A 24,423-nucleotide genomic window follows, 5' to 3' on the forward strand; every position below is an offset into this window, starting at 1 on the left:
GCCCGTTAGCCTGGAATGAAACCCGTGAGTCAAGGAGGACCCCGTGCACGAGGATTTTGATGTCATCGTCGTAGGAGCCGGCACCGGCATGTATGCCGCACTTGCGGCCAATAGTGCAGGGCTGCGCGTGCTGCTGGTCGAAAAATCCGAATATTTGGGCGGTTCGACGGCCATGTCCGGTGGCGGAATCTGGGCACCTGGCAACCGGGTCTTGAGGGAAGCGGGCCTCGCCGATACCAAGGAGCGGGTCCTTGGCTACCTCGACGAGGTTGTCGGCGACAGCGCGCCGCGCAGCCGGCGAGCAGCGTTCGTTGACCACACCGCTCCCGCACTCGACCTCCTCATGGACCACACCATGCTGACGTGGGCGCACATGCGGGGATATGCCGACTACTTCTCCGACCTGCCCGGTGGCAGCGCCATCGGACGCTCCATCGAAGCGAATCCGGTCGACGCCACCCTGCTTGGACCCCACCGCCACCTGCTGCGCCCGACCTCCTTCGGAGCTCCCGTCCCGCTTCCGATCACGGCGCGCGACTACAAGTGGCTGAACCTCATGACCCGAAAACCTAAGGGACTGCTCACCGCCGTCAAGCGCGCGGGGCAGGGGATCGGCGGCTCGATGCTCAAGCGGGAATATATGGCGGGCGGACAGGCGCTCGCGGTCGGACTCATCGCCGCGGTGATCGATAAGGGGATCGAGTACTGGACGAATACTCCACTCCTAGAGCTCACCACCGACAACGGCCGGGTCACCGGAGTCATCGTCGAACGCGACGGCCAGCGCCAAGAGATCCCTGCGAGGCGCGGAGTGATCATCGCGTCCGGGGGCTTCGACCACAACCTCGCATTGCGGCAGCGCTATCAAAGCGAGGAACTCGAAAACTGGTCGATCGCGAACCCCGCTAATACCGGCGAATGCCTGCAGCTTGCCGAAGAGGCCGGTGCCCAGCTGACGAACCTGGATCAGGCGTGGTGGTTCCCCGTCGTGCGACCCCTGCCCGGCCAGAGCGCTGGCCCCATGCTCGCCGAGCGCTCCCTGCCCGGATCGATCATGGTCGACAAGACCGGCAAGCGATTCATGAACGAAGCCCAGGAATACATGAGCGCGGGCCAGATCATGCTCGGGCTGGATGGCAGCGAGTCCAAACTCCCCGTCACGATGATCTTCGACCAGGACTACCGAAACTCCTACGTCTTTTCCGGCTCCGTCATGCCCCGCCAGGACCTACCAGCCCAGTGGTACGACGCCGGCATCGCGTTCAAGGCCGAGACCATCGATGCCCTTGCCGCAGCAACGGGCTTGGCAGACCTGCCGGAAACCATCCACCGTTTCAACCTGCTTGCGTCGGCCGGTACCGATGACGACTTCGGGCGCGGCTCGACTTACTATGACCGCTATTACGGCGATCCGACCCAGGAACCCAACCCCAACTTGCGGCCCCTGCGAAACGGACCGTTCTACGCCGTTTCGATCGTGCCCTCGGACCTTGGAACCTGTGGCGGCATCGCGGCCGACGAGCACGCGCGCGCCCTGCGGGCCGACGGAAACCCGATCCCCGGGCTCTACGCCGTCGGCAATGCGGCGGCCAGTGCCTTCGGCAATTCCTATCCCGGAGCCGGGGCCACCATCGGTCAGGGCATCGTCTTTGGCTACATCGCAGCGCAGCACATGTCCGCTTTGTGAGTTTTACCGATAGCATCACCTCGGTAGATGTGTTGTCCAACACACAGCAAGGAGAAGGAATGTCCAACGAGGGTCAGACCATCGAGCAACACCTCGATCAGGCGGCGGGGAGCCTAGAAACCCACCACAGTGATGCGCTGCCAAAGCCGGGCAGCGCGGCGCGCGTCCTGACTGAGGTCGTCAGGGGCATCAGCCCCGATGATCTGCGGGCCAGCACACCGCAAGAGATTGCCGATTTCATCGCCCTCTTCCTCTCTCGGGCGTCAAGGCGCGAGGCCGGCACCTCCATCGTCGCCTTTGGCACGGGCTCCTCGCCCGAGACGGGCCGGCCACTGACGGCCCTGGACATCGTCACCGACGACATGCCCTTCCTCGTCGATTCGCTCTCCAACGAGATCGAGCGTCACGGCCTGATCATCCACATGGTCATCCACCCGCAGATGAAGGTCCGGCGCGACGGCGCCGGCCACCTCTTGGACGTCGTTGATACCGAACCCCACCTCGATGCCGAAGCCCTCGAAGGGCACGAGATTCACGACGACGAGGTCGAACCCGGCCAGGGGATTGAAGAATCGTGGATGCGCTTCCTCATCGAGGACCCGGCTTCGAGCGCCGAACAGGACGAGCTCGAAGCCGACCTGCGGCGCATCCTGCGCCAGACGCGCACCGTCTTTGAAGACTGGGACGTGATGCACGAGCGGGCGCACGACCTCGCCGAACAACTGCGTGCCCACCCGCCGGCCGGCATCAGCGCCGAGAGCGCGACGGACGCGGCCAACCTCCTCGACTGGCTCACCGACCACAACTTCACCTTCCTTGGCGTGCGCAGCTACCGGCTGCTCGATTCGAGCGATGAGACGGTTCGCTTGCAGGCGATCGCCGGCACCGGCCTTGGCCTGCTGCGCGATAGCGACGGCGAGGCTCCCGCCAAGGAGCTACCCGAGGCGGCCGCCCGCAAGGCGCGTGAGAAGGAACTGATCTTCGTTACGAAGATCAACCGGCCCTCCACGATCCACAAGCCCGTGCCGCTGGACTACATCGGCATCAAAACCTTCGATGACTCCGGCGAGGTCTCGGGCGAGCATCGCATTATCGGCCTGCTCACGCCCGCCTCCTATCAAGCCTCCGTCCTCGACGTGCCGCTCATCGCGCCGAAGGTCGCCACCGTTCTCGCCGACACCGGCTACGACCCGGACGGACACCTCGGCAAGGACCTGCTCGGCATCCTGGAGGACTATCCGCGCGATGAGCTCTTCCAAATCTCGCCCGAACAGCTCACCGAGATCGCCACGACCGTCGTCCATCTTCCCGGCCGGCGCCGCACCCGCGCCTTCGTGCGCCGCGACCCCTACGGCCGCTACGCCTCGCTCATGGTCTTCATGCCGCGCGACCGCTATTCCGTCGCGGTGCGCAACCGCCTGACCGAGCTCATGCGCGACGCCTTCGGGGGCGATGACTGCGAGACGACGGCCCTCGTGACGACGGCCCCGCTCGCCCGCGTCCATTTCGTCGTGTGGGGCCGCAAGCGCTCACTCGTGGCCGACGTCGACGGCGACACGCTGGCGAGCGAAATCGCCGCCATCACGCGCCTGCTGGACGAGGACGTCGCCGAGCTCGTCGCCGGCAGCGAGACCGGCCCCGCGACGCTGCGCATGCTGCGCGCCATGCCGCCGTCATATAAGGACGCGACGAGCGCCGAGACGGCATTGACCGACGCCGAGGAAATCACGGCGCTCGGCGAGGACACCCGGGTGCGCCTCGTGGCAGGCGAAGACGGCCACCGGCTGCGGGTGTATGCCACGCGCTCCATACCGCTGTCGGAATCGCTGCCGCTGCTGTCCGACTTCGGCATCCAGGTCTCCGACGAACACTCCTACCGCGCCGAACTCGACGGCCGCGAGGTCTTCCTGCACGACCTCGGCATTAGCGCCGAGTTTGCGGACGACGACGGCGAGGCCCGGCGCCTGGAAGACGCCGTCGAGGCGGTGCTCGCCGGTCGAGCCGAGGCCGACCGTTTCAACGCGCTCGTCCTTTCGGCCCAACTGCCCTGGCGCGACGTCGTCATCCTGCGCGCCCTTGCCTCCTACCTGCGCCAAACCAAGCCCGTGTACTCCACCGGATACATCATCGACACGCTCACGACGAACGCCGCCCTCGCGCGCGAGCTGCGGGACCTGTTCTATCTGCGTTTCGATCCCGCCGGCGACTTCGGCGCCGAGGCGAGCGATGAGCGGCGCGCGGCGCTTTCCGCGGCGCGCAAGGACTTCCTGCGCGCGCTCGACGCCGTCTCCTCGATCGACCAGGACACGATCCTGCGTTCGCTGGCCGCCATCATCGCCGCAACCCTGCGCACGAACTTCTTCGCCGAGCAGGCCAGCGAGGCGCTCGCGTTCAAGATCGATCCGCACGCCGTGCCCGACCTGCCCGCACCGCGGCCCAAGTACGAGATCTGGGTCCACGGCCCGCGCGTGCAGGGCGTGCACCTGCGCTTCGGTGAGGTCGCCCGCGGCGGCCTGCGCTGGTCGGACCGCAAGGAGGATTTCCGCACGGAGGTCCTCGGCCTGGTCAAGGCGCAGATGGTCAAGAACGCCGTCATCGTGCCGACGGGCTCCAAGGGCGGCTTCGTTGCCACCCAGCTGCCGGACCCGGCGCTCGACCGCCAGGCGTGGCTCGATGAGGGCACCGCGGCCTACGTCCAGTTCATCTCCGCGATGCTCTCGGTCACCGATAACCGCCTCGAGGGCGAGATCGTGCCGCCGGCCGGCGTCGTGCGCTACGACGGCGATGACCCCTACCTCGTCGTCGCCGCCGATAAGGGCACGGCGGCGTTTTCCGATACCGCGAACGCCGTCGCCCGGGAGCACGGTTTCTGGCTCGACGATGCCTTCGCTTCGGGCGGCTCGGCCGGATACGACCACAAGAAGATGGGCATTACCGCCCGCGGCGCGTGGGAATCGGTCAAGCGCCACTTCCGCGAGCTGGGCCATGACACCCAAACCGAGGACTTCACCGTCGTCGGGATCGGCGACATGTCGGGCGACGTGTTCGGCAACGGCATGCTGCTGAGCGAGCACATTCGCCTCATCGGCGCCTTCGATCACCGCCATGTCTTCATCGATCCGAACCCCGATGCCGCCACCTCCTACGCCGAGCGCAAGCGGCTGTTCACCACCCCGCGCTCCAGCTGGGACGACTACAACCGTGACCTGATCTCGGCCGGCGGCGGCGTCTTTGCTCGCACCGCCAAGTCCATCGACGTCACGCCCGAGATGCGCGAGGCCCTCGGCCTCGACGAGGACGTCACCGAGGTGACGCCCACCGCGCTCATTCAGGCCGTCTTGAAGGCACCCGTCGACCTGCTGTGGAACGGCGGCATCGGCACCTACGTGCGCGGCTCCAGCGAGACGGACGATCAGATCGGTGATCGCGCCAACGATCCGATCCGCATCACCGGCGCCGAACTGCGCGTCCAGGTCGTCGGCGAGGGCGGCAACCTGGGCTTTTCCCAGCTCGGCCGCATTGAAGCCGCCCAGCACGGCGTGCATATTAATACGGACGCGATCGATAACTCGGGCGGCGTCGACTCCTCCGACCTCGAGGTCAACATCAAGATCCTGCTCGCGCCAATCGTCGAGCGCGGCGAGCTCACGATGGCGGAGCGAAACGAGCTGCTCGCCGAGATGACCGACGACGTCGCGCGCCTCGTGCTGCGGCAAAACTACGAGCAAAACGTCCTGCTCGGCAATGCCCGCTTCCAGGACGATCGGATGCTTGGCTCGCACATGCGCCTGATGGAAAAGCTGGAAGACTCCGGCGAGCTGGACCGCGCCCTGGAGTTCTTGCCGAGCGACGAGGAACTGCACGAGCGCCAGGAGGCGGGCCACGGCCTCGTCACCCCGGAATTCGCCGTGCTCGTGGCCTACGCCAAGATGAGCGTGAAGGACCAGCTGCTCGCCACCGACCTGCCCGATGAAGAGTGGACGGCCGCGCTCGTTGCCGATCACTTCCCGCCGGTGCTCGCCGAGCGCTACAGCAAGGACATGGCCGAGCATTCGCTGCGCCGCGAGATCGTCGTGACCGAGCTGGCTAACTCGATCATCAACCGCGGCGGCATCACCTTCGTTACGCGCGCGATGGACGAGACCGGCGCGAGCGCGGACCAGGTCGCGCGGGCCTTCATCATCGCCCGCGAGGTCTTCGCGCTGCGCGATTTCGTCGCCGGTGTCGAGCAGCTCGACGGGGTCGTGGCCACCGAAGTCTCCTCGGAGATGTACCTGACCTTCCGACGCCTGCTGGATCGCGCCGCGCGCTGGTTCCTGCATAACCGGCCAAGCGACATGGACGTGACCGCCGAGATTGAGCAGTACCGCGAGCGGATCGCAAAGCTGCGGCAGGCGCGCGAGCGCATCCTGCCCGAGTCCTTCCTCGCGGACATGAAGTCCAAGGCCGAGCGCTATCAGGTGGCCGGGGTCGGCGAGGACCTCGCGGGCATTGCCGCTACCCTGCTCGATCAGGCGATGTGGCTCGACGTCATCGAGATCGCCGACGAGACAGGGGAGGACCCGGAGGAAATCGCGCGACTACACTTCGGCCTCGCCGAGCGGCTGCGGCTACGCGACCTGCTGCACGAGGTCTCGGAACTGCCGCAGACCGACCTGTGGGACGCCCTCGCGCGCTCCGCGATCCGCGCCGACGTCGCGGCGACGAATGCGATCATCACCCGAGCGGTCATCGAGGCAACGACGTCGAGCGAGAGCGACCCGCTCGCCTCTGCGACGGCGCGTCAGGAGCAGTGGGAAGAGCAGCACAGCAAGATCCTGCAGCGCGTCGATGCCGCGCTCGATGAGATTCACGCCATGGACCACCCGCAGATCGCGCCGTTGTCGGTGGGCCTGCGCCAGCTGCGTTCGCTGGTGCGTTCGTCCTGAGCAGATTGCATCCTGCCACCCGATCGCGGGAGACTAGGGGTGCCGGGTGACCGGCACCCCGAACGCAGGAGGGCACATGTCCAGCTATCAAGTACCGCAAGGCTACGGCTCATACGACGGTTCTCGAGGTGAGCCCGGTCCGGGCAGCGAGCAGGACAAGACGCTGGGGATGCTGACCAACCTCTCGCCGCTGATCGCGATGGTCATCACGGTGAACTTTGCGAGCCTCATCGCCCCGTGGGTGATGTGGCTGCTGTACAAGGAAAAGTCGCCGTTTGTTCGGCGCTGCGCGGCCCACACCTTCAACTTCGACCTGTCGATGTGGGTCGTTGCGATCATCGGCTGGGCGATGATCTTGTCCATCATCCTGAGCCCGATTGGAATCGTGCTTGTCGGATTGTCGGGTCTCGCCCAGATCATTTTGCACATCGTGGGCGCGCTACAGGCCAACAAGGGGCTCGTCTACAACTACCCCATGCAGTTCTTTAAAGTTCTGAACTAGTCGTGATCGCCCACGATGCCGTCCACGAGGGCCGGTAGGGCGATCGCTGCGCTTTCACGCCACACGATGTCCATGTCGTGGGTGATGTCTGTGTCTCTCGGGTTGATCTCGATGACGGGCATACCGCGCCCGGCCGCGAGCTTGGGTAGCCCTGCTGCGGGGTAGACGACGCCCGAGGTTCCGATGACGATCATGGCGTCGCACGTCATCGCCGATTGGACGGCTGCGTCGATCGCCTTTGCCGGTAGGGCTTCGCCAAACCAGGTGACACCGGGCCGGATGTAGCCACCGCAGATCGGGCAGCGGGGTGGCGGGATCGAGGCCTGTGGCTCCGCTGGCCAGCTGAGCATAGGGGAGGCCGGTGCGCCGCATTCGAAGCACCGAAACTTATTGATCTCGCCGTGCAGATGCGAAATGGGTGTCGCACCCCCGCGCTCATGCAGATCGTCAATGTTCTGGGTAACGATCTCAATGGTGCCTTCACCGCGACGCTGCCAGACGCGATGCCACCGTCCTAGGGCGCGGTGTCCCGCATTGGGGGAGCAGCGGGCAATCAGGGTCGCGAACCATAGATGCCAGGCCCACACCGTTCCCGGATCGGAGTGCCAGCCCTCGATCGATACGAGTTGCTCCGGCTCAAAGTTCTCCCACAACCCATCGATAGGGTCTCGAAATGTGGGAACGCCGGACTCGGCCGACATGCCAGCGCCGGTGAGGACGCAGACGCGGTGCGCGTCGCGCAGGACGTCGAAGATGTCGTCAGGAATCTCGATCGGGGCCGAGTCAGGCCGATGTACGCCGCGCATACCTTTACTCTGCCACCAAAGGCCGCCGCTATCAGGCGAGCCGACCTGTCTGCCACACGCCCGCGCTCGAGTCGTCGTATTGGCCTTGGTGCGCGTATGATGGCGAGCAATTGTTGACCGAGGGCCCACAAACGCCAACATGGCGTCTCGAATGGGTCATGCAAGAGTTCGCGGATGGCAAAAATGGGGGAGGAAAACCATGAAGTGTGATTCTGGTTTTGTGACCGGCGTCGCACTCGGCGTGGACATTTTCGCTAATCGCGTTATTCTTGCACAGTTAGCTACGGCCGATACCCACCACCAGGGGTATCGGCCGTACGCCAGGACCGAGGCGGAAACCCCGCGCCAACCATAAGGCAGACGTATGACCTACTACCTGATCCGACGGATCTTGAACTACATCGTGTTGTTGTTCATTGCGATCACGTTGGCCTACATTATGGCAAGCTCATTCTTGCGGCCAGAGGAACTGTTCGCGAATCGACAGCCCCCGATGCCACCCGACCAGCTGAGGGCTTACCTCGAGGGGTACAACATCTCCTCGCAAACCCCAGTGATGGAACGCTACTGGACGTGGCTGACCAACGTCGTCATGCATTGGGATTGGGGCTACTCTCCCCAGGGTGACTCCGTCAACGGCGAGATGGGTCGCCGAGCTTGGGTTTCGCTACGACTGGTGACCATTGGTGCCTTTGTCGGCATGGTGGGTGGCGTTGCCATCGGCGCGTGGACTGCGACGAAGCAGTACTCCTTTGCGGACCGCACCATCTCCATCATTTCGCTGATTCTCATCTCCACGCCGTCAATCGTTCTTGCCATCACGCTGCAGATCATGGCCGTGAATTTCAACCGGGCCACCGGAACCGAGTTCTTCGAGTTCATTGGTGAATACGGACAGCACGGCGATTACTTCGGCGCAGCGTTCTTCGACCGGTTGCAGCACCTGTTGCTGCCGACAATTTCGATGTCGGCAATGGGCCTTGCCTCCTACTCTCGCTACCAGCGCAACCTCATGCTCGATACCCTCGGCGCCGACTACGTGCGCACAGCCCGCGCTAAGGGCCTGATTAAGCGCAAGGCAGTGACCCGTCACGCGCTGCGCACCTCGCTGATCCCGATGGGCACGTACTTCGCCTTCGCGGTCACCGGTCTGATGCTGGGAGCCGCGATCACCGAAAGTGTGTTCGGTTGGCACGGCATGGGCATTTACGGTGTTGAGACGATTCAAAAGATGGACATCAACGGAACTGTCGCCGTGGTGGCATTCTCCGGGGCATGTACGCTCGCCGGTGCTTTCTTGTCCGACGTCCTCGTCGCGGTCATTGACCCGCGCGTGAGAGTGAGCTGAGGCTAATGCGTAACGACGACATGAACCGCAACGACGAATTCGATCGCGAAGAAGCTTCAGAGGTCCAAAAGGAAAACGTGGACTACGAGGAAACTCGTACGGACTCCGAGCGCGCTCGCGCTGCCGAGCGACACAGCCGTGTCATTCGTGGGCATGATGAAACCGCAGCCGGTCGAGCCGGGGCCGCCATCGAAGATACGGCGATGGGTCCCACCGCTGATTGGGCGGGGACTGTGGAAGAGGATGCGGCTCCGGCAGGGGATCGTCCTGAGACTGAACGAATGACCCGCGGCCAGTTGGTGCGGCGCCGGTTCTTCCGTAACCGCACCGCAATCGTCGGCATGGTCGGCTTCACCCTGGTCGTGCTCTTCGCTCTCATTGGCCCGTACATCGCAAAATACGACTTTGCCGAGATCGATTACGACGCCTTCTACCAACCGCCCAATGCCGACCACTGGTTCGGTGGCACCCAGGCCGGCCGCGACGTGTTCGCGATGACCGTTGAGGGTCTCCGTAAATCGCTGATCATCGGTCTTGCGGTAGCGGGTTTGCAAACCACTATTGCGGCCTTCGTCGGTGCGATGGCCGCCTACTTCAGCGGCTGGTTCGACAAGGTCGCGCTGTGGGTTATTGACCTGCTGCTCGTTGTGCCGTCCTTCCTCATCATCGCGATCTTCTCGCAGCAGGCCGGCGCGCGTCGTGGTTCGATCACACTGTTCATTGCGCTACTAGCACTCTTTGGCTGGATGCTCTCCGCCCGTGTTGTCCGATCGCTCACGCTTTCCGTGCGCAACGCTGAGTACGTTACGGCAGCCAAGTACATGTCGGTGCCTCCGATGACCATCATTTTCCGGCACATCTTGCCGAATATCTCGTCGCTCCTCATCATCGATGCGACGCTCGGAGTGGCCTCTGCCGTGCTTTCTGAAACGGCGCTGTCCTACTTCGGGTTCGGTGTTCAGTCACCGAACGTCTCGCTCGGTACGTTGATCGCGGAAGGCCAGCGCGCTGCTCTGACCTTCCCCTGGATCTTCCTTGCTCCAGCTACCGTGCTGACGTTGATGTTGATTTCTGTGAACTTTATTGGCGATGGCGTGCGCGATGCGCTTGATCCTTCGTCCAAGTCGGGAGGCAAGGCATGAGCCGCGAAGACCGCAAGACCAAGGGAATCCCGAAGGACATCCCGACCCCGAAGACCGGCGTACCGGTCCTCGAGGTCAGTGACCTGAACGTTACGTTCCCCTCGGAAGATGGCCTTGTCCACGCCGTACGCGGGGTCAACCTCACGGTTAATCGTGGCGAAGTCCTAGGCATCGTCGGTGAATCTGGTTCCGGTAAGTCGGTCACCTCAACTGCGGTGATGGGTCTGCTGGAAGAATCCGCTCGGGTCAGTGGATCGGTGCGCCTGCACGGGGAAGAACTTCTCGGCCGTTCTGATGGCTGGATGTCCCACGTGCGAGGCAACCAGATGGCAATGGTCTTCCAGGACCCGCTGTCTGCACTCACCCCGGTGTACACCATCGGCGATCAGCTCGTCGAAGCGCTCAAGGTCCACCGCAATATCTCGGATAAAGCGGCTTGGCAGCGAGCCGTCGAGCTGTTGGATCTCGTTGGTATTCCAAACCCCGATATTCGAGTCAAGGCCTTCCCGCACGAGTTCTCCGGCGGTATGCGCCAGCGCGCGATGATCGCTATGGCCATGGCTAATGAGCCGGACCTCATCATCGCCGACGAGCCGACCACCGCGCTGGACGTGACCATTCAGGCACAGATCCTCGACGTCCTGCGCACTGCGCAGAAGGAAACGGGCGCCGGCGTCATCATGATCACGCACGACCTTGGTGTGGTCGCGGGTCTCGCCGATCGAGTGGCCGTGATGTACGCGGGCCGGATCATCGAGCAGGGCGCGGTCGATGACATCTTCTACAACTCGAAGATGCCCTACACGATCGGACTTCTCGGATCTCTGCCGCGTCCGGACCAGTCACGCAACGAACCGCTCGCGCCGGTAGAAGGAAACCCGCCATCCCTGCTGGATCTTCCCCCGGGGTGCCCCTTTGAACCTCGCTGCCCGATCTCCATTCCCGAGTGCTCCCAAGCCGAGCCCGAGCTCATGCGCGTCGACGAGATCCCGGGGCACCTTGCAGCGTGTATTCGTTCGGATTATGTGGCTGAGCAAGGCTCCCACTACTCCGCGATCTACCCGGTGCCAGAGGTCCCAGATCGTGTCTTTGCCGAGGTCCCGCGCGGAGAACGTGACGTGATCCTGCAGGTCGAGAACATGAAGAAGTACTTCCCCCTCACCAAGGGTGCGGTCTTCAAGCGCCGGGTGGGCACTGTCCACGCGGTCGACGACATCAGCCTGGAAGTGCGTACTGGCGAGACTCTTGGCCTGGTAGGGGAGTCGGGCTGTGGCAAGTCCACCACCCTGCTGGAGGTCCTCGATCTCAAGGCGCCGCAAGAGGGGCGCATTGTCGTCCTGGGTCGCGATACGAAGGACATCAAGCGTAAGGAGCGCAAGGAGATCCGTGGCGATCTCCAGGTAGTGTTCCAGGATCCGATGGCCTCGCTCGATCCCCGCATGCCGGTCTACGACATCATTGCGGAGCCGCTGAAGTACGGCGGTTGGCCGAAGAAGGATATCTCTAACCGCATCGAAGAGCTCATGGCCCTGGTCGGGTTGGAGACGTCGCACGCGAACCGCTATCCGCGACACTTCTCCGGTGGCCAGCGCCAGCGCATCGGCATCGCACGAGCACTAGCACTCGAACCGAAGCTGCTCGTCCTAGACGAGCCGGTGTCCGCGCTCGACGTGTCCATCCAGGCGGGCGTGATCAATCTGCTGGATGAGCTTCGCGCGACGATGGGCCTGTCCTATCTGTTCGTGGCGCACGATCTGTCTGTGGTGCGACACATCGCCGATCGAGTCGCAGTGATGTATCTCGGCAAGATCGTCGAGATTGGTGATGTCCAGGATGTCTTCGACAATCCCCATCACCCCTACACGCAGGCACTCCTGTCCGCGATCCCGGTGCCGGACCCCCACGTCGAGCGGGCTCGCGAACGAATCGTGCTGAAGGGCGACATGCCGTCACCGGCGAATCCGCCCTCCGGCTGCCGATTCCGTACACGGTGCCAGAAGTTCCCCCTCCTTACCGAGGACGAACAACGCAAATGCATCGAGGTCATTCCGGAGCAGCAATTTCTGGAAAACGACCACGCGGCAGCCTGTCACTACCCTGAGAGCACGCGAGTGTTCTAAGACGCATCGCGCAAAGCGGCGGTGAAACGGGATCCCCTAGAGATCTGTTTCACCGCCGCTTTCGTCTCACTCGGTTACATAACGTTTTCAAGTCGAAAGTTCCCCTAAGGTAACAAAATGATTCCAAAAGGGCTTTTGCGTTGAGCTTGCCGTTCTCGGCGATCCGAAATGTGGTTAGGTAAATGTGTCATCGACCTCAGTTGTGAGGTCCCCCCAATCAGGAGGTAACCCTGTGCGAAAGATTACTCGCGCAATGACCGCCATGGCAGCAGCGGGCGTCATCGCCCTGGCTGGCTGCTCCGGCGGCTCCGGCGGCAGCGGCGGCGGTGGAACCGGCGGCGGCTCGGGCACCGGTGCCCCGGCCGACGGCACCGGCACTCAGATCAACGCTAAGGATCGCAGCGAGCTCCAAGAGGGCGGCACCCTTAAGCTGTCGTTCGGTGAGATGCCGCCAAACTGGAACCCGATGAACCTTGAGGGCAACCTCGTGGACGTCAACAACATCATGGGCTTCACCATGCCCGGCAACTGGATCTACCAGCCGGATGGCACCTTCGAGATCAACAAGAACTTCCTCGAGTCCTATGACGTCACCGACGCGACCGACGATTCTCCCCAGGTCGTGACGCTGAAGCTGAACAAGGATGCGAAGTGGAACAACGGCGACCCGATCACCTGGGAAGACTACGCACAGACTGCTATCCCGTGTAACGGCGAAAACGCTTCGTCAGACCCGAAGGCCACCGACGCCTACATCTGCCCGTCCACCGACGGCTGGAGCGAAATCGCTTCCGTTGAAAAGGGGGCCGATGAGTTCGAAGTTAAGGTAACCTTCAAGTCCGCTTACCCGGACTGGTCGAGCGTCCTCAGCGGCCCCATGAAGAAGGACTCGATCATCGACGTCGAGACCTTCAACAAGGCGTGGAAGACCGAAGCTCCGAACAATGACTGGATGGCCGGCCCGTTCAAGATCGACAAGGTCGATAAGGCTGCGCAGCGCATCTACATGGTTCCGAACGAGAACTGGTGGGGCGACAAGCCGATGCTCGAGAGCGTTGAGTGGCGCGGTCTGAAGTCGGACGCTATCCCGAACGCCTTCGCCAACAAGGAAATTGACGTCGTCTCCTACATCATCGACGCCAACACCTACCAGACGGTTCTGAAGCGCGATGACGCCGAGGTCCGCATGGGCACCGGCAAGCAGTGGCGTCACTACACCTTCAACTCCAAGGCCCCCGTGCTGAGCGACGTGAAGGTTCGCCAGGCGATCGCCATGGGTCTGGATCGTGTCCAGACGACCAAGTCCGACCTCGCCGGCATTGACATGATCAAGCCCGACGAGCTGGTTCTTGGTAACCACTTCTTCATGCCCGGCCAGGAAGGCTACGTCGACAACTCCGTTGACACCACGCCGTTCGACCCGGAGAAGGCCGGCGCGCTCCTGGATGAAGCCGGCTGGAAGCTGGAAGACGGTAAGGAATACCGCACCAACGAAGACGGCGAAGAGCTCAACGTCAACTACCTCGCTATCACCGGTGTTGCCACCTCGGAAAACGAGGGCAAGATGATGCAGGATCAGATGAAGAAGATCGGCGTGAAGGTCACGATGGTTCCGTCGTCCTCCACCGAGTTCTTCGACAAGGTCTACGCGGGTGAGTTCGAAGTTACGACCTTCACATGGCAGGGTACGAACTACCCGATGGCCAACGTGGACCAGATCTACGGCTCGAAGGGCGGCTCCAACTTCGCGAAGCTGGAGATCCCGAAGGTTGACGAGCTTGTTCCTCAGATCGCCGTTGAGATGGACCACCAGAAGCGCATCGACATGACCAATGAAGCCGACAAGGCTATTTGGGAAGCCGTGCACACGGTGCCGATCTACCAGCGTGCGGAGCTCACCGCGGTTCCGAAGAACCTCGCCAACTACGGCGCCTTCGGTCTCGCCTCCGGCAAGCCGGAAGACATCGGTTTCGTCAAGTAAGGCCTAGCCTTACCTGAAGCCACAAGCGGGCCTCGCCTTCGGGCGGGGCCCGCTTTCATGCAAGAATGGCGATCATGCGCCCCACGATTATCGTCCGATCAAAACTTGGTCGGGTCGGGTTTTTTCCCGTAGCCGCGCTGTGCGTTTTCCTCGTTGGTCAAGCGTTTTGGGTGGCGGGGTTCTCCGCTGCGCTACGCCTTGCCGCATACCCGGTACTGGTCCTCGTCATCGTTTGGCTCCTGTGGTTCCATCCTCGAGTCCAGATCTCCGATACGGGTGTTGCTATCGCCAACCCGTTGCGTTCCGCTTCGATCCCCTTCTCGGCTATCACTGAGACAACCTCGCGCGGAGCGCTACGTGTTGTGACGGAACGCCAGAAGTACACCGCATGGGCAGCCCCCGCACGTGGCGGATATCGGGAATCCACTCGCCCACCGGCAGCTTCGCCCACTATCGCCGAGGGGACAGACCTCCTTTCGATCTCGGCTGATGCCGCAACGACGGCACGACTGATCGATGAAGAAAAGCTTGAGCGCACGACGTCGATTTATCGCCGCGAAGCAGTATCGAGGGGTGGCGAGAACATCGGGCAGGAAACTGGCTGGCGTTGGAACGTCCCGATCCTTGGCCTCCTCTTGGCTGCCGTGAGTTGGGTAGTGTTTTCCGCTACTTACTGAGCCGCAGCTCTTGTCTCGGGCGAGCCAGGCGATAGGATGGACCGTTGCCCGCCTCTTCGCGGCCACCTTCGAAATCCACGACCGGAAGTAACCTCTATGCCGCAGCGCCTAGATTTGCGCAATGTCGCCATCGTCGCCCACGTCGACCATGGCAAGACCACTCTCGTTGATGCCCTGCTGTGGGCATCCGGGTCGTTCGGTGAGCACGAGCATGTCGACGAACGGGCGATGGACTCCGGTGACCTCGAACGCGAAAAAGGCATCACCATCCTCGCGAAGAACACCGCGGTACGCTATCGCGGACCCGCCGCAGAAAAAGCCGGCGCTCCCGACGGCGTGACGATCAACGTCATCGACACTCCCGGACACGCCGACTTTGGTGGGGAAGTCGAGCGCGGTCTGTCCATGGTCGACGGTGTTGTGCTCCTCGTTGACTCCTCCGAGGGCCCGCTTCCGCAGACTCGTTTCGTGCTGCGTAAGGCGCTCGCCGCATCGCTGCCCGTAATCGTGGTGGTAAACAAGGTTGACCGACCGGATGCCCGGATCGATGAGGTCGTCTCCGAAACCACCGACCTCTTGCTCTCGCTTGCCTCGGACCTTGCCGAAGACCACCCGGATCTCGACCTCGACGCGGTCCTGGATGTGCCGGTGATCTATGCATCCGCCAAGGCTGGTCGGGCTTCGCTCACGCAGCCCGCCGACGGTTCGTTGCCCGATGAAACCGATATGGAGGCCGTCTTCCAGACGATTCTCGAGCGGATCCCGGCGCCCACCTACGATGAGGGCGCTCCGTTGCAGGCTCATGTCACGAACCTCGATGCCTCTCCGTTCCTTGGCCGCCTTGCGCTGTTGCGCGTGCACAACGGCACCATCGCCAAGGGCCAGCAGGTCGGGTGGGCCAAGCGTGATGGCACGGTTGCGCCGGTAAAGATCTCCGAGCTGTTGAAGACCGAGGCCCTGACCCGCGTTCCCGCCGAATCCGCTGGACCCGGCGAGATTGTCGCCGTCGCGGGCATCGAGAACATCATGATTGGCGAATCGCTCGTCGACCTGGAGGATCCGCGGCCGCTGCCCCTCATTATCGTTGATGAGCCAGCGATCGCGATGACCATCGGGATCAACACCTCGCCGCTAGCCGGCCGCGTTCGCGGTGCCAAGGTCACCGCGCGCCAGGTCAAGGAGCGCCTGGAGCGAGAGCTTATCGGCAACGTCTCGTTGAAGGTCTTGCCGACAGAGCGCCCCGACGCCTGGGAGGTTCAAGGACGCGGCGAACTCGCACTCGCCATCCTCGTCGAACAGATGCGCCGGGAAGGATTCGAGCTCACGGTCGGCAAACCCCAGGTGCTGACCCGGAAGGAAAACGGTCAGGTGCTCGAACCCATGGAGCGCATGACGATTGATATTCCTGATGAGCACCTGGGCGCCGTCACCCAACTGATGGCCGCTCGCAAGGGCCGCATGGAGACCATGACGAACCATGGCACCGGGTGGATTCGCCTCGAGTTCCTCGTGCCGGCGCGCGGGCTGATCGGATTCCGCACCCGCTTCCTCACCGAAACACGTGGCACCGGCATCGCAGCCTCGATCTTCGAAGGCTGGGAGCCGTGGGCCGGAACGATTGCCGCCCGTACGACCGGTTCGCTCGTTGCCGACCGCGCCGGGGCCGTGACGCCCTACGCGATGATCAACCTCCAAGAGCGCGGTTCGTTCTTCGTGCAGCCGACTTCGGAGGTTTACGAGGGGCAGGTCGTAGGCGAGAACTCGCGCGGTGAGGACATGGACGTGAATGTCACGCGTGAGAAAAAGCAGACCAACATGCGCTCTGCCAGCGCGGACGCCTTTGAAAACCTCGTCCCGCCGCGTCAGCTGACCCTGGAAGAATCCCTCGAATTCGCGGCCGCGGACGAGTGCGTTGAAGTCACGCCACATGATGTGCGGATCCGCAAGGTCGTCCTGCCGGCTACGGAGCGCTTCAAGATTGCCGCGGCGCGGCGCCGCGCCGAGAAACAGGCGGATTCGTGAAGTCGCTCGCGATACGAGCCCTAGCCTGGGCACTCTTCCTTGGTCTCGTCATCGGCTATATGGCGCTTATTGTGCACCGTGGGCGCAGCGGGCAGGTGCCCTGGGGAATTGGCCTGAGCTGGCTCCTCGCCGCCGCTGGCGGTATCAACGTGGGGGCGGGCAAGGGTTCGATACCGGGGATCGTCTACAGCGTCACGGTCGTCGCGGTTCCCGCGCTCTTCCAGCTCTTCGGCTCGACCTCGGTCATGTTGACGGCCAACGATTGGCGCAGCTTGACCTGGTACATCGGGCTCATCGTCGTGGTCACCCTCACGGCGCTATTTAGCTCGCGGGTAAGGCTGGCGAAAGAAAAACCGGAACTGTGGCCGTATGATGAGAAAAGCCAGAACTGATTCTATGCGAGTGACTGTAGGTACGGGGGCGCCATGACCTCATCGGAGTTCGACCAGACAGCAGCGGACTACCCGCCACCACCGGCAGCAAAGCCGTGGTATCGACGGACGCCGGTCATCATTGGCGCGGTTGTCGCAGTCTTGGTCGCTGCCTACCTCATCCTCGCCGCAGTCATGGGTGACCGCGTACCGCAGGGCACCAAGGTTGCCGGCGTTGACGTCGGCGGCATGACGAGCAGCGAAGCCGATGCTGCGCTGCATCAGGCCTTCGATTCCCGTCTCGCCGAACCCCTCAAGGTCACGATGGGAGACCAGGACGGGGAACTCGTGCCCGCGGATGCGGGCCTGGGGGTCGATATTGACGCGACGGTCAAGAAGCTCACCGGCTTCACCCTCGACCCGCGCATGGTCTTTGCCCACTTCGCCGGCGGCGCCACGATCGATCCGCGGCTCGCCATTGACGACGAGAAACTCTCCTCAACCCTGACCGCCGTCGGGGACTCACTCGCGACGGCCCCGGTCGATGCCAACGTCGTATTCACCGATGGCAAGGCCGAGATCACCGAGCCGAAGGCCGGAACCAAGCTCGATGTGGAAGCGGCAAGCTCGACATTGCGGGATAACTTCCTGTCCGCGAGCGAACCCATCGATCTGCCGACGACGGCGATCGAGCCCGAGATCGGCGCCGACCAGCTGGATGCGGTCAAGCGAGACATCATTGACCCCCTGACCGCCGGCCCCGTCACGGTCAGCGTTGGAGACATCAAGGTCGAGCTCGCCGTCCCCGAGCTCACCGCGCTCGCATCGGTCGACATGGTGGGCAACAAACTGACGCTCGACAGCGACGCGCTCAAGGAGCTCGTGATCGAGAAATCGCCCGAGCTGGGCTCCTCCGGCAAGGACGCCCAGATCATCATGGAGGGCGGCAAGCCCGTCGTCGTGCCCTCCCAGCCCGGCCGCGCCCTGAACAGCGATGATCTCACCGCTAAGGTGACGACGGCCGCGCAGTCGACGGAAAAGATGGCGAACGTCGAACTCACCGAGGCTGAAGCCGAGTTCACGACGGAAGACGCGAACAAGCTGGGCGTGAAGGAAATTATCGGCGAGTTTGATACGCCGTTGACCGCTGATCGGGTCCGCACGAAGAACCTCATCGTGGGTTCCAAGATCATCTCGAACACGCTGATCAAACCGGGCGAGACCTTCTCGTTGCTCAATGCGCTGGGGCCCGTGACCTACGAACGCGGCTTCGTCGACTCCGGCGTCGTCGAGTCGGGCTTTGCCACGAAGGCACTCGGTGGCGGCCTCTCGCAGCTGTCGACGACGACCTTCAATGCGGCCTTCTTCGGCGGCATGGATCTCGTCGAGTTCCGTCAGCACACCCGCTACTTCTCGCGTTACCCCGAGGGCCGCGAGGCCACGCTGTGGGGACCGAGCCTGGACATGAAGTGGAAGAATCCCACCAACTATGGCGTCCTCGTCGATGCCTACGTCGCGGATAACCGGGTCCACGTGCGCCTCTGGTCCACTAAGACCTTCGAGGTTAAGAGCTGGACATCGCCGCGCCGCAACCTGACCAGCCCGCAGGTTGTGTACAACCAGCGGCCGGACTGCAAGCCCGAAAACGGCACCACCCCGGGCTTCACCGTCGACTTCGGTCGGGAGCGTTACAAGGGTGGCCAATTGCACGACAAGAAGTCGTGGACCTGGACCTACAACGCCTGGCCGATCGTCAAGTGCGGCAAGCCGGAATAGGATAGAGCCACGACCGTTCGGTTCTAAGGAGGACCAGTGACCTACATCATTGCCCAGCCGTGTATCGACATCAAGGATCGCGCGTGCGTCGATGAGTGTCCGGTCGACTGTATCTACGAGGGCGAGCGGATGCTTTACATCCACCCCGACGAATGCGTGGACTGCGGTGCCTGCGAACCCGTGTGCCCGGTCGAGGCGATCTTCTACGAAGACGACGTGCCGGAAAAGTGGAGCGAATACTACGACGCCAACGTCCAGTTCTTCGACGACATCGGATCGCCCGGTGGCGCCGCCAAGCTCGGCGTCATTCCGAAGGATCACAAGATCATCGCGGACCTGCCGCCCCAAAACCAGGACTAGCGGGTGACCCTGTACGGCGATAGCCTGCCGGACTTCCCCTGGGACAGCCTGGCACCCGCTAAGGAGCGGGCAAGCGCGCACGGATTGATCGACCTATCGATCGGTACGCCCGTCGACCCTACCCCCGAGATCGCCCAGCGCGCCCTCATCGCCGCTTCCGATGCCCCCGGATACCCGACGACCATCGGCACCAGCGAGCTCCGCGAGGCCATCGTCTCCTGGTGGGCTCGGCGGCGCGGCGCCAGCCATCTCAGCGCCGACAACGTCCTGCCCACGATTGGCAGCAAAGAAATGGTCGCGCTGCTGCCTGCCCTCCTCGGGCTCGGGAGAGGCGACGTCATCGTCCACCCGGCAACGGCGTATCCCACCTACGACGTCGGCGCCCGCCTTGCCGGGGCAACCCCGCACCCGAGCGACGGTGGGCCGGAGACCTGGCCGGCCGAGACGCGCCTCGTGTGGGTCAATTCTCCGGGCAATCCGCACGGCCACGTCCTTGCGGCCGAGGAACTGCGCGGCATCGTTCGTGCTGCCCGCGAGCGGGGCATCATCGTTGCATCCGATGAGTGCTACGCGGAGCTCGCGATGGCCGAGCCCTACCTGAGCGCCGGCGTACCATCGATCCTTGCCGACGAGGTGTGCGGCGCAGATGCGAGCGGCCTGCTCGCCCTGTATTCGCTGTCGAAGCAGTCCAACCTCGCCGGCTACCGGGCCGCCTTCATCTCCGGGGATCGTTGCCTCATCGCCCGACTTACCCATATCCGCAAGCACGCCGGCTTCCTCGTGCCCGCCCCCGTGCAGCACGCGATGAGCACGGTCTTGCGCGATGATGCGCACGTCGAAGCCCAGCGCGAGGCCTACCGCCGGCGCCGCGAACTGCTCGCGCCAGCAATCGAGAATGCGGGCCTTGCGATCGATCCCAACTGCGTCGCGGGACTCTACCTGTGGGCCCGCCGCCCTGGCGGGGAGAAAACCGAGCGCGCGAGCCTGGATCTCGTCGACGAGTTTGCGGATCGCGGGATCCTCGTAGCGCCCGGCTCGTTTTATGGCGCGGCCGGTTTCGGATACGTCCGAATCGCCCTAAGCGCAAGCGATGAGCAGCTCGCAACCGCCGTCGAACGCTTGAGGTGAGATAGCCCACGGATTACGTTCCCAGATAGTGGAGCCTCAGCATTACAGACTAGGACTTCTGGCCTACGCTAGAAGGGTGAAGTTGCGCCGAAACCTGGGCGCTGAGCTGTTCCGAGGAGGGAACTGAATGACTGACTCCGAGCTGACACCGGCTACTTTTTCGGTGGACGATAAGACGCTGGAGTTTCCACGTATGAAAGCCACCGAGGGCAACGACGGGGTTTTGATCAGCAACTTGCTGAAGGACACCGGCCTCGTCACCCTCGACAGCGGCTTCGTGAACACCGCATCGTGCGAATCGAAGATCACCTACATCGACGGCGCCGAAGGCATCCTGCGCTACCGCGGTTATCCGATCGACGAGCTGGCAAACAACTCCCGCTTCCTCGAGGTCGCCTACCTGCTGATCTACGGCGACCTTCCGGACATGGACACCTACGCCGCCGTCGTGCGTCGCATCAAGCGCCACCGGCTCCTGCATGAGGACTTCAAGGCCTTCTTCACCGCGTTCCCGTCCAACGGCCACCCCATGGCAATCCTGCAGGCTGGCATCTCGGGCCTCGCCACCTACTACCAGCACACCTTGGATCCGAAGGACCCCTACCAGATCGAGCTCTCGACGGTCCTGCTCATGGCCAAGGTCCCGACGATGATCTCCTACATCTCACGGCGCGCCCAGGGCCTGCCGCTGATGTACCCGGATTCCTCGCTGCAGTACATCGAGGACTTCATCCGCATGACGTTCGGCATGCCGTACGCCAACCACGATGTGGATCCGATCCTCACCGACGCGCTGAACAAGCTCCTCATCCTGCATGCCGATCACGAGCAGAACTGCTCAACCTCGACGGTGCGCATGGTGGGCTCCTCCGAGGCCAACATTTACGCTTCGGTCGCCGCGGGCGTCGGCGCCCTGTCCGGCCCGCTGCACGGCGGCGCGAACGAAGCCGTGCTGCGCATGCTCTCGAAGATCCAGGAATCGGATATGACCGTCCAGGACTTCGTGAACAAGGTCAAGAACAAGGAAGACGGCGTCCGCCTCATGGGCTTCGGACACCGCGTCTACAAGTCCTACGACCCGCGCGCCTCGATCGCCAAGCAGTCCGCGCACGACGTGCTCGAAAAGCTCGGCAAGTCGAACGAGCAGCTTGATATCGCGATGGAGCTGGAAGAGATTGCGCTGAAGGACGACTACTTCATCGAGCGCAACCTCTACCCGAACGTCGACTTCTACACCGGCCTGATCTACAAGGCGATGGGCTTCCCCGAGGAGATGTTCACCCCGCTGTTCGCGCTCGGCCGCCTGCCCGGCTGGATCGCGCAGTACCGCGAGATGATCACCGACCCGGCCACGAAGATCGGCCGCCCGCGTCAGGTCTACACCGGCGAGACCGAACGCCACTGGATCCCGCGCTCCGAGCGCTAATCCGAGAAAAACCGGGCCACCGTATGCGGTGGCCCGGTTTTTTCGTGCCACACTGAATCCATGCCCGCCATTCTCGTCGTCGATAATGAAGCGACCCTCGCGCAACTGCTTGCGGCAGCGCTGCGCTATGAGGGGTGGGAGGTGGCTACTGCCGCCGACGGATATGAAGCCCTGCGGGTCTTTGACGCGGGCCAGTTCGATGCCGTCGTCCTCGACGTGATGATGCCCAACCTCGACGGGATGCAAACCCTTGCCCGGCTGCGCACACGCGATCCGGCACTACCGGTCTTATTCTTGACCGCGCGCGATGCCGTCGCCGACCGTGTGGCAGGCCTGCGCGCGGGCGCCGATGACTACGTGACCAAACCCTTCGATCTGGATGAGGTTGTCGCTCGAATTGAAGCGCTCCTACGCCGCGCGGGACGGGCGCCAGGTGCTGACGCGAGTCTCATCGTCGGTGAGCTTCGGCTCGAGACCGACTCCCGTGAGGTGTTCGTTGATGGGCAGCTCCTGACGCTCACCCACACCGAATTTGAACTCTTGCGCTATCTCATGGTGAATGAGGGAATCGTGGTGTCCAAGGCGCAGATTCTTGACGCCGTATGGGAATACGATTTCGGGGGCAGCGGTAACATTGTCGAGCTTTATATTTCCTATTTACGAAAAAAGCTCGCTGGCCATGACTCCTATATCCGTACGGTGCGCGGGGCCGGATACATGCTGCGGGCCCCACGATGAAGCGGCGCACGTTGACGAGCCAGCTCGTTGCCGCCGTGCTCACACTCATTGCGCTCACTGCCCTTCTCATGGCAGGAGCCGCTCGCGGATCGGTGTCCTTCCTGTTGCAGCGCGAACTGGACGCGCGCGTGCGTCTCGAATTGGCGACGGCGCTCGCCAACCCCGAGGCCGCCGTGGGGCTCGATCGTGGGCCGGATCGGGTGCGCTGCGCGCGGTGGTGACGGAGACTGGCGGATCTGGGAGCTATGTTGAAGGGCGACGCACTGGCGACCTGCCCCCCGCGCAGATCAAGGAGCTGCAATCGAAGCTCAGTGAACCCCAGCGAGGGCGCGACGGGCTGCGCACAATCAGCCTTGCCCAGCTGGGTGACTACCGCATCGCATCCGCTCCGACGGCCACGGGTACCCTCGTCGTCGGCGAATCGCTAGCTCGCATGACACAGGTCGTCACCCGCCTGACGGTTGCGATCCTTGGCCTCGGATGTGCTGTGACACTGCTGGCTGGCGGCGGTGGCACGTGGTGGCTGCGACGGCGACTCAGCCCACTGCGCGATGTCGCCGCGGCTGCCCGGGCTGTCGCGCCCGAAGACCTGCTTCGGCCGGATGCTGGGATAACGCGCGCACCCGATCCGGGCCCACGTATCGGTTCCGAGATCGCAGATGTCAGTCATGCACTCAACGAATTGCTCGACACCGTCGAGGAATCGATGAGTGAGCGCGACCGTATCGAGGCGCAACTGCGACAGTTTATCGCCGATGCTTCGCATGAGCTGCGAACGCCGCTCGCCGCAATGTCTGGCTGGACGCAGCTGCTAGCCAAGGATGCGTCAAGTCGCGATGAAGCGCTTACGCATATGCACCTCGAGTCGGAGCGGATGACGAAACTCGTCACCGAGCTGCTCGCGCTCGCGCGCCTCGATCAAGGTGCAGGGGCGGAAACGACCGATCTGACTCCCATCGTGGCCGAAGCTGTGGCGAGATGGAGCGCACCCGCCCATCACCTTGATGTCGACCTTGATCCCAGTGCTGCCATCATTGCGACCAGTGAGGAAACAGCTACTCGACTCGTCACCAACCTGCTGACTAATGCGCACGTCCACACGCCGCCCGGCACGCGCATCACGGTGAGCCTCGCGCGAGCGGGCACGGATGTTGTCCTCACCGTTACCGACAACGGCCCTGGAGTGCCGGCCGACCTAGCCGGACGCGTCTTCGATCGCTTCGTCCGGGGGGATGCCTCGCGGGCGCGGATGCACGGCGGCTCAACGGGGTTGGGCCTCGCTATCGCCAAGGCCGCGGCGGCCGACGCCGGGGGAGAACTTACGCTGAGCCCGACCCCGGGTGGCGGCGCGACTTTCACCGCCCGCCTGCCGATTCATAGCTGATTCTTAACTTTGCCACAGCCCGTCCAT

At 63.4% G+C, this 24,423-nt stretch carries 18 protein-coding genes; 17 read left to right on the forward strand and 1 reads right to left on the reverse strand.

The window, feature by feature from the left end; genetic code table 11:
* The first annotated feature begins 43 nt into the window (after positions 1-43).
* From MUN85_RS01850 to MUN85_RS01860, 3 genes are all read left to right on the forward strand, one after another.
* Positions 44-1,687 (forward strand): FAD-dependent oxidoreductase, encoded by a 1,644-nt coding sequence (locus tag MUN85_RS01850; RefSeq protein WP_250505136.1) that lies wholly within the window; start codon positions 44-46, stop codon positions 1,685-1,687.
* A gap of 59 nt (positions 1,688-1,746) precedes the next feature.
* Positions 1,747-6,615: an NAD-glutamate dehydrogenase gene (locus MUN85_RS01855; RefSeq protein ID WP_250505137.1), complete on the forward strand. Its 4,869-nt coding sequence runs from the start codon at positions 1,747-1,749 to the stop codon at positions 6,613-6,615.
* Positions 6,616-6,691: 76 nt separating this feature from the next.
* A complete protein-coding gene (locus MUN85_RS01860; RefSeq protein WP_092560833.1) occupies positions 6,692-7,117 on the forward strand; it encodes a DUF4870 domain-containing protein in 426 nt (141 codons plus the stop codon).
* On the opposite strand, the gene MUN85_RS01865 is transcribed toward MUN85_RS01860, so the two are convergent.
* On the reverse strand, positions 7,114-7,923 hold the full coding sequence (locus tag MUN85_RS01865; RefSeq protein WP_250505138.1) for an SIR2 family NAD-dependent protein deacylase: 810 nt from the start codon (positions 7,921-7,923) through the stop codon (positions 7,114-7,116). The two genes, MUN85_RS01860 and MUN85_RS01865, sit on opposite strands and share 4 nt — an antisense overlap.
* A 364-nt stretch (positions 7,924-8,287) precedes the next feature.
* Between MUN85_RS01865 and MUN85_RS01870 the strand changes: the two genes are divergently transcribed.
* From MUN85_RS01870 to MUN85_RS12855, 14 genes are all read left to right on the forward strand, one after another.
* Entirely contained in the window at positions 8,288-9,271 is a 984-nt protein-coding gene (locus MUN85_RS01870) for an ABC transporter permease (RefSeq protein WP_250505139.1), read from the forward strand.
* Positions 9,272-9,276: 5 nt separating this feature from the next.
* A complete protein-coding gene (locus tag MUN85_RS01875) occupies positions 9,277-10,413 on the forward strand; it encodes an ABC transporter permease (protein ID WP_250505140.1) in 1,137 nt (378 codons plus the stop codon).
* Entirely contained in the window at positions 10,410-12,533 is a 2,124-nt protein-coding gene (locus MUN85_RS01880; protein WP_250505141.1) for an ABC transporter ATP-binding protein, read from the forward strand. Before MUN85_RS01875 ends, MUN85_RS01880 begins: the two co-directional genes overlap by 4 nt.
* Positions 12,534-12,765: 232 nt before the next feature.
* The gene (locus tag MUN85_RS01885; RefSeq protein ID WP_250505142.1) at positions 12,766-14,514 is read left to right on the forward strand and encodes an ABC transporter family substrate-binding protein; all 1,749 of its coding nucleotides are present in this window, start codon (positions 12,766-12,768) and stop codon (positions 14,512-14,514) included.
* Between the two features lie 74 nt (positions 14,515-14,588).
* On the forward strand, positions 14,589-15,191 hold the full coding sequence (locus MUN85_RS01890; RefSeq protein ID WP_250505143.1) for a hypothetical protein: 603 nt from the start codon (positions 14,589-14,591) through the stop codon (positions 15,189-15,191).
* A gap of 96 nt (positions 15,192-15,287) precedes the next feature.
* Entirely contained in the window at positions 15,288-17,213 is a 1,926-nt protein-coding gene (gene typA, locus MUN85_RS01895) for a translational GTPase TypA (RefSeq protein WP_250505144.1), read from the forward strand.
* Entirely contained in the window at positions 17,210-17,605 is a 396-nt protein-coding gene (locus tag MUN85_RS01900; protein ID WP_250505145.1) for a hypothetical protein, read from the forward strand. Before typA ends, MUN85_RS01900 begins: the two co-directional genes overlap by 4 nt.
* Positions 17,606-17,638: 33 nt before the next feature.
* The gene (locus MUN85_RS01905) at positions 17,639-19,360 is read left to right on the forward strand and encodes a VanW family protein (protein ID WP_250505146.1); all 1,722 of its coding nucleotides are present in this window, start codon (positions 17,639-17,641) and stop codon (positions 19,358-19,360) included.
* A 36-nt stretch (positions 19,361-19,396) separates the two neighbouring features.
* Positions 19,397-19,720 carry a ferredoxin gene (fdxA, locus tag MUN85_RS01910; RefSeq protein ID WP_092560849.1) on the forward strand — a complete coding sequence of 108 codons (324 nt, stop codon included), beginning with the start codon at positions 19,397-19,399 and terminating at the stop codon, positions 19,718-19,720.
* A 3-nt stretch (positions 19,721-19,723) separates the two neighbouring features.
* Entirely contained in the window at positions 19,724-20,848 is a 1,125-nt protein-coding gene (dapC, locus tag MUN85_RS01915; protein WP_250505147.1) for a succinyldiaminopimelate transaminase, read from the forward strand.
* A gap of 127 nt (positions 20,849-20,975) precedes the next feature.
* A complete protein-coding gene (locus MUN85_RS01920; RefSeq protein ID WP_092560851.1) occupies positions 20,976-22,274 on the forward strand; it encodes a citrate synthase in 1,299 nt (432 codons plus the stop codon).
* A 60-nt stretch (positions 22,275-22,334) separates the two neighbouring features.
* Positions 22,335-23,012, forward strand: coding sequence for a response regulator transcription factor (locus MUN85_RS01925; protein WP_250505148.1), 678 nt, complete (start codon positions 22,335-22,337; stop codon positions 23,010-23,012).
* Positions 23,009-23,233, forward strand: coding sequence for a hypothetical protein (locus tag MUN85_RS01930; protein ID WP_250505149.1), 225 nt, complete (start codon positions 23,009-23,011; stop codon positions 23,231-23,233). The genes MUN85_RS01925 and MUN85_RS01930 overlap by 4 nt, the downstream gene beginning before the upstream one ends.
* Complete coding sequence (locus tag MUN85_RS12855; protein ID WP_250505150.1) at positions 23,227-24,396, forward strand: sensor histidine kinase; 1,170 nt, start codon at positions 23,227-23,229, stop codon at positions 24,394-24,396. Before MUN85_RS01930 ends, MUN85_RS12855 begins: the two co-directional genes overlap by 7 nt.
* Positions 24,397-24,423 lie beyond the last annotated feature (27 nt).

The organism is Bowdeniella massiliensis, assembly GCF_023634005.1.
GTDB lineage: Bacteria > Actinomycetota > Actinomycetes > Actinomycetales > Actinomycetaceae > Bowdeniella > Bowdeniella massiliensis.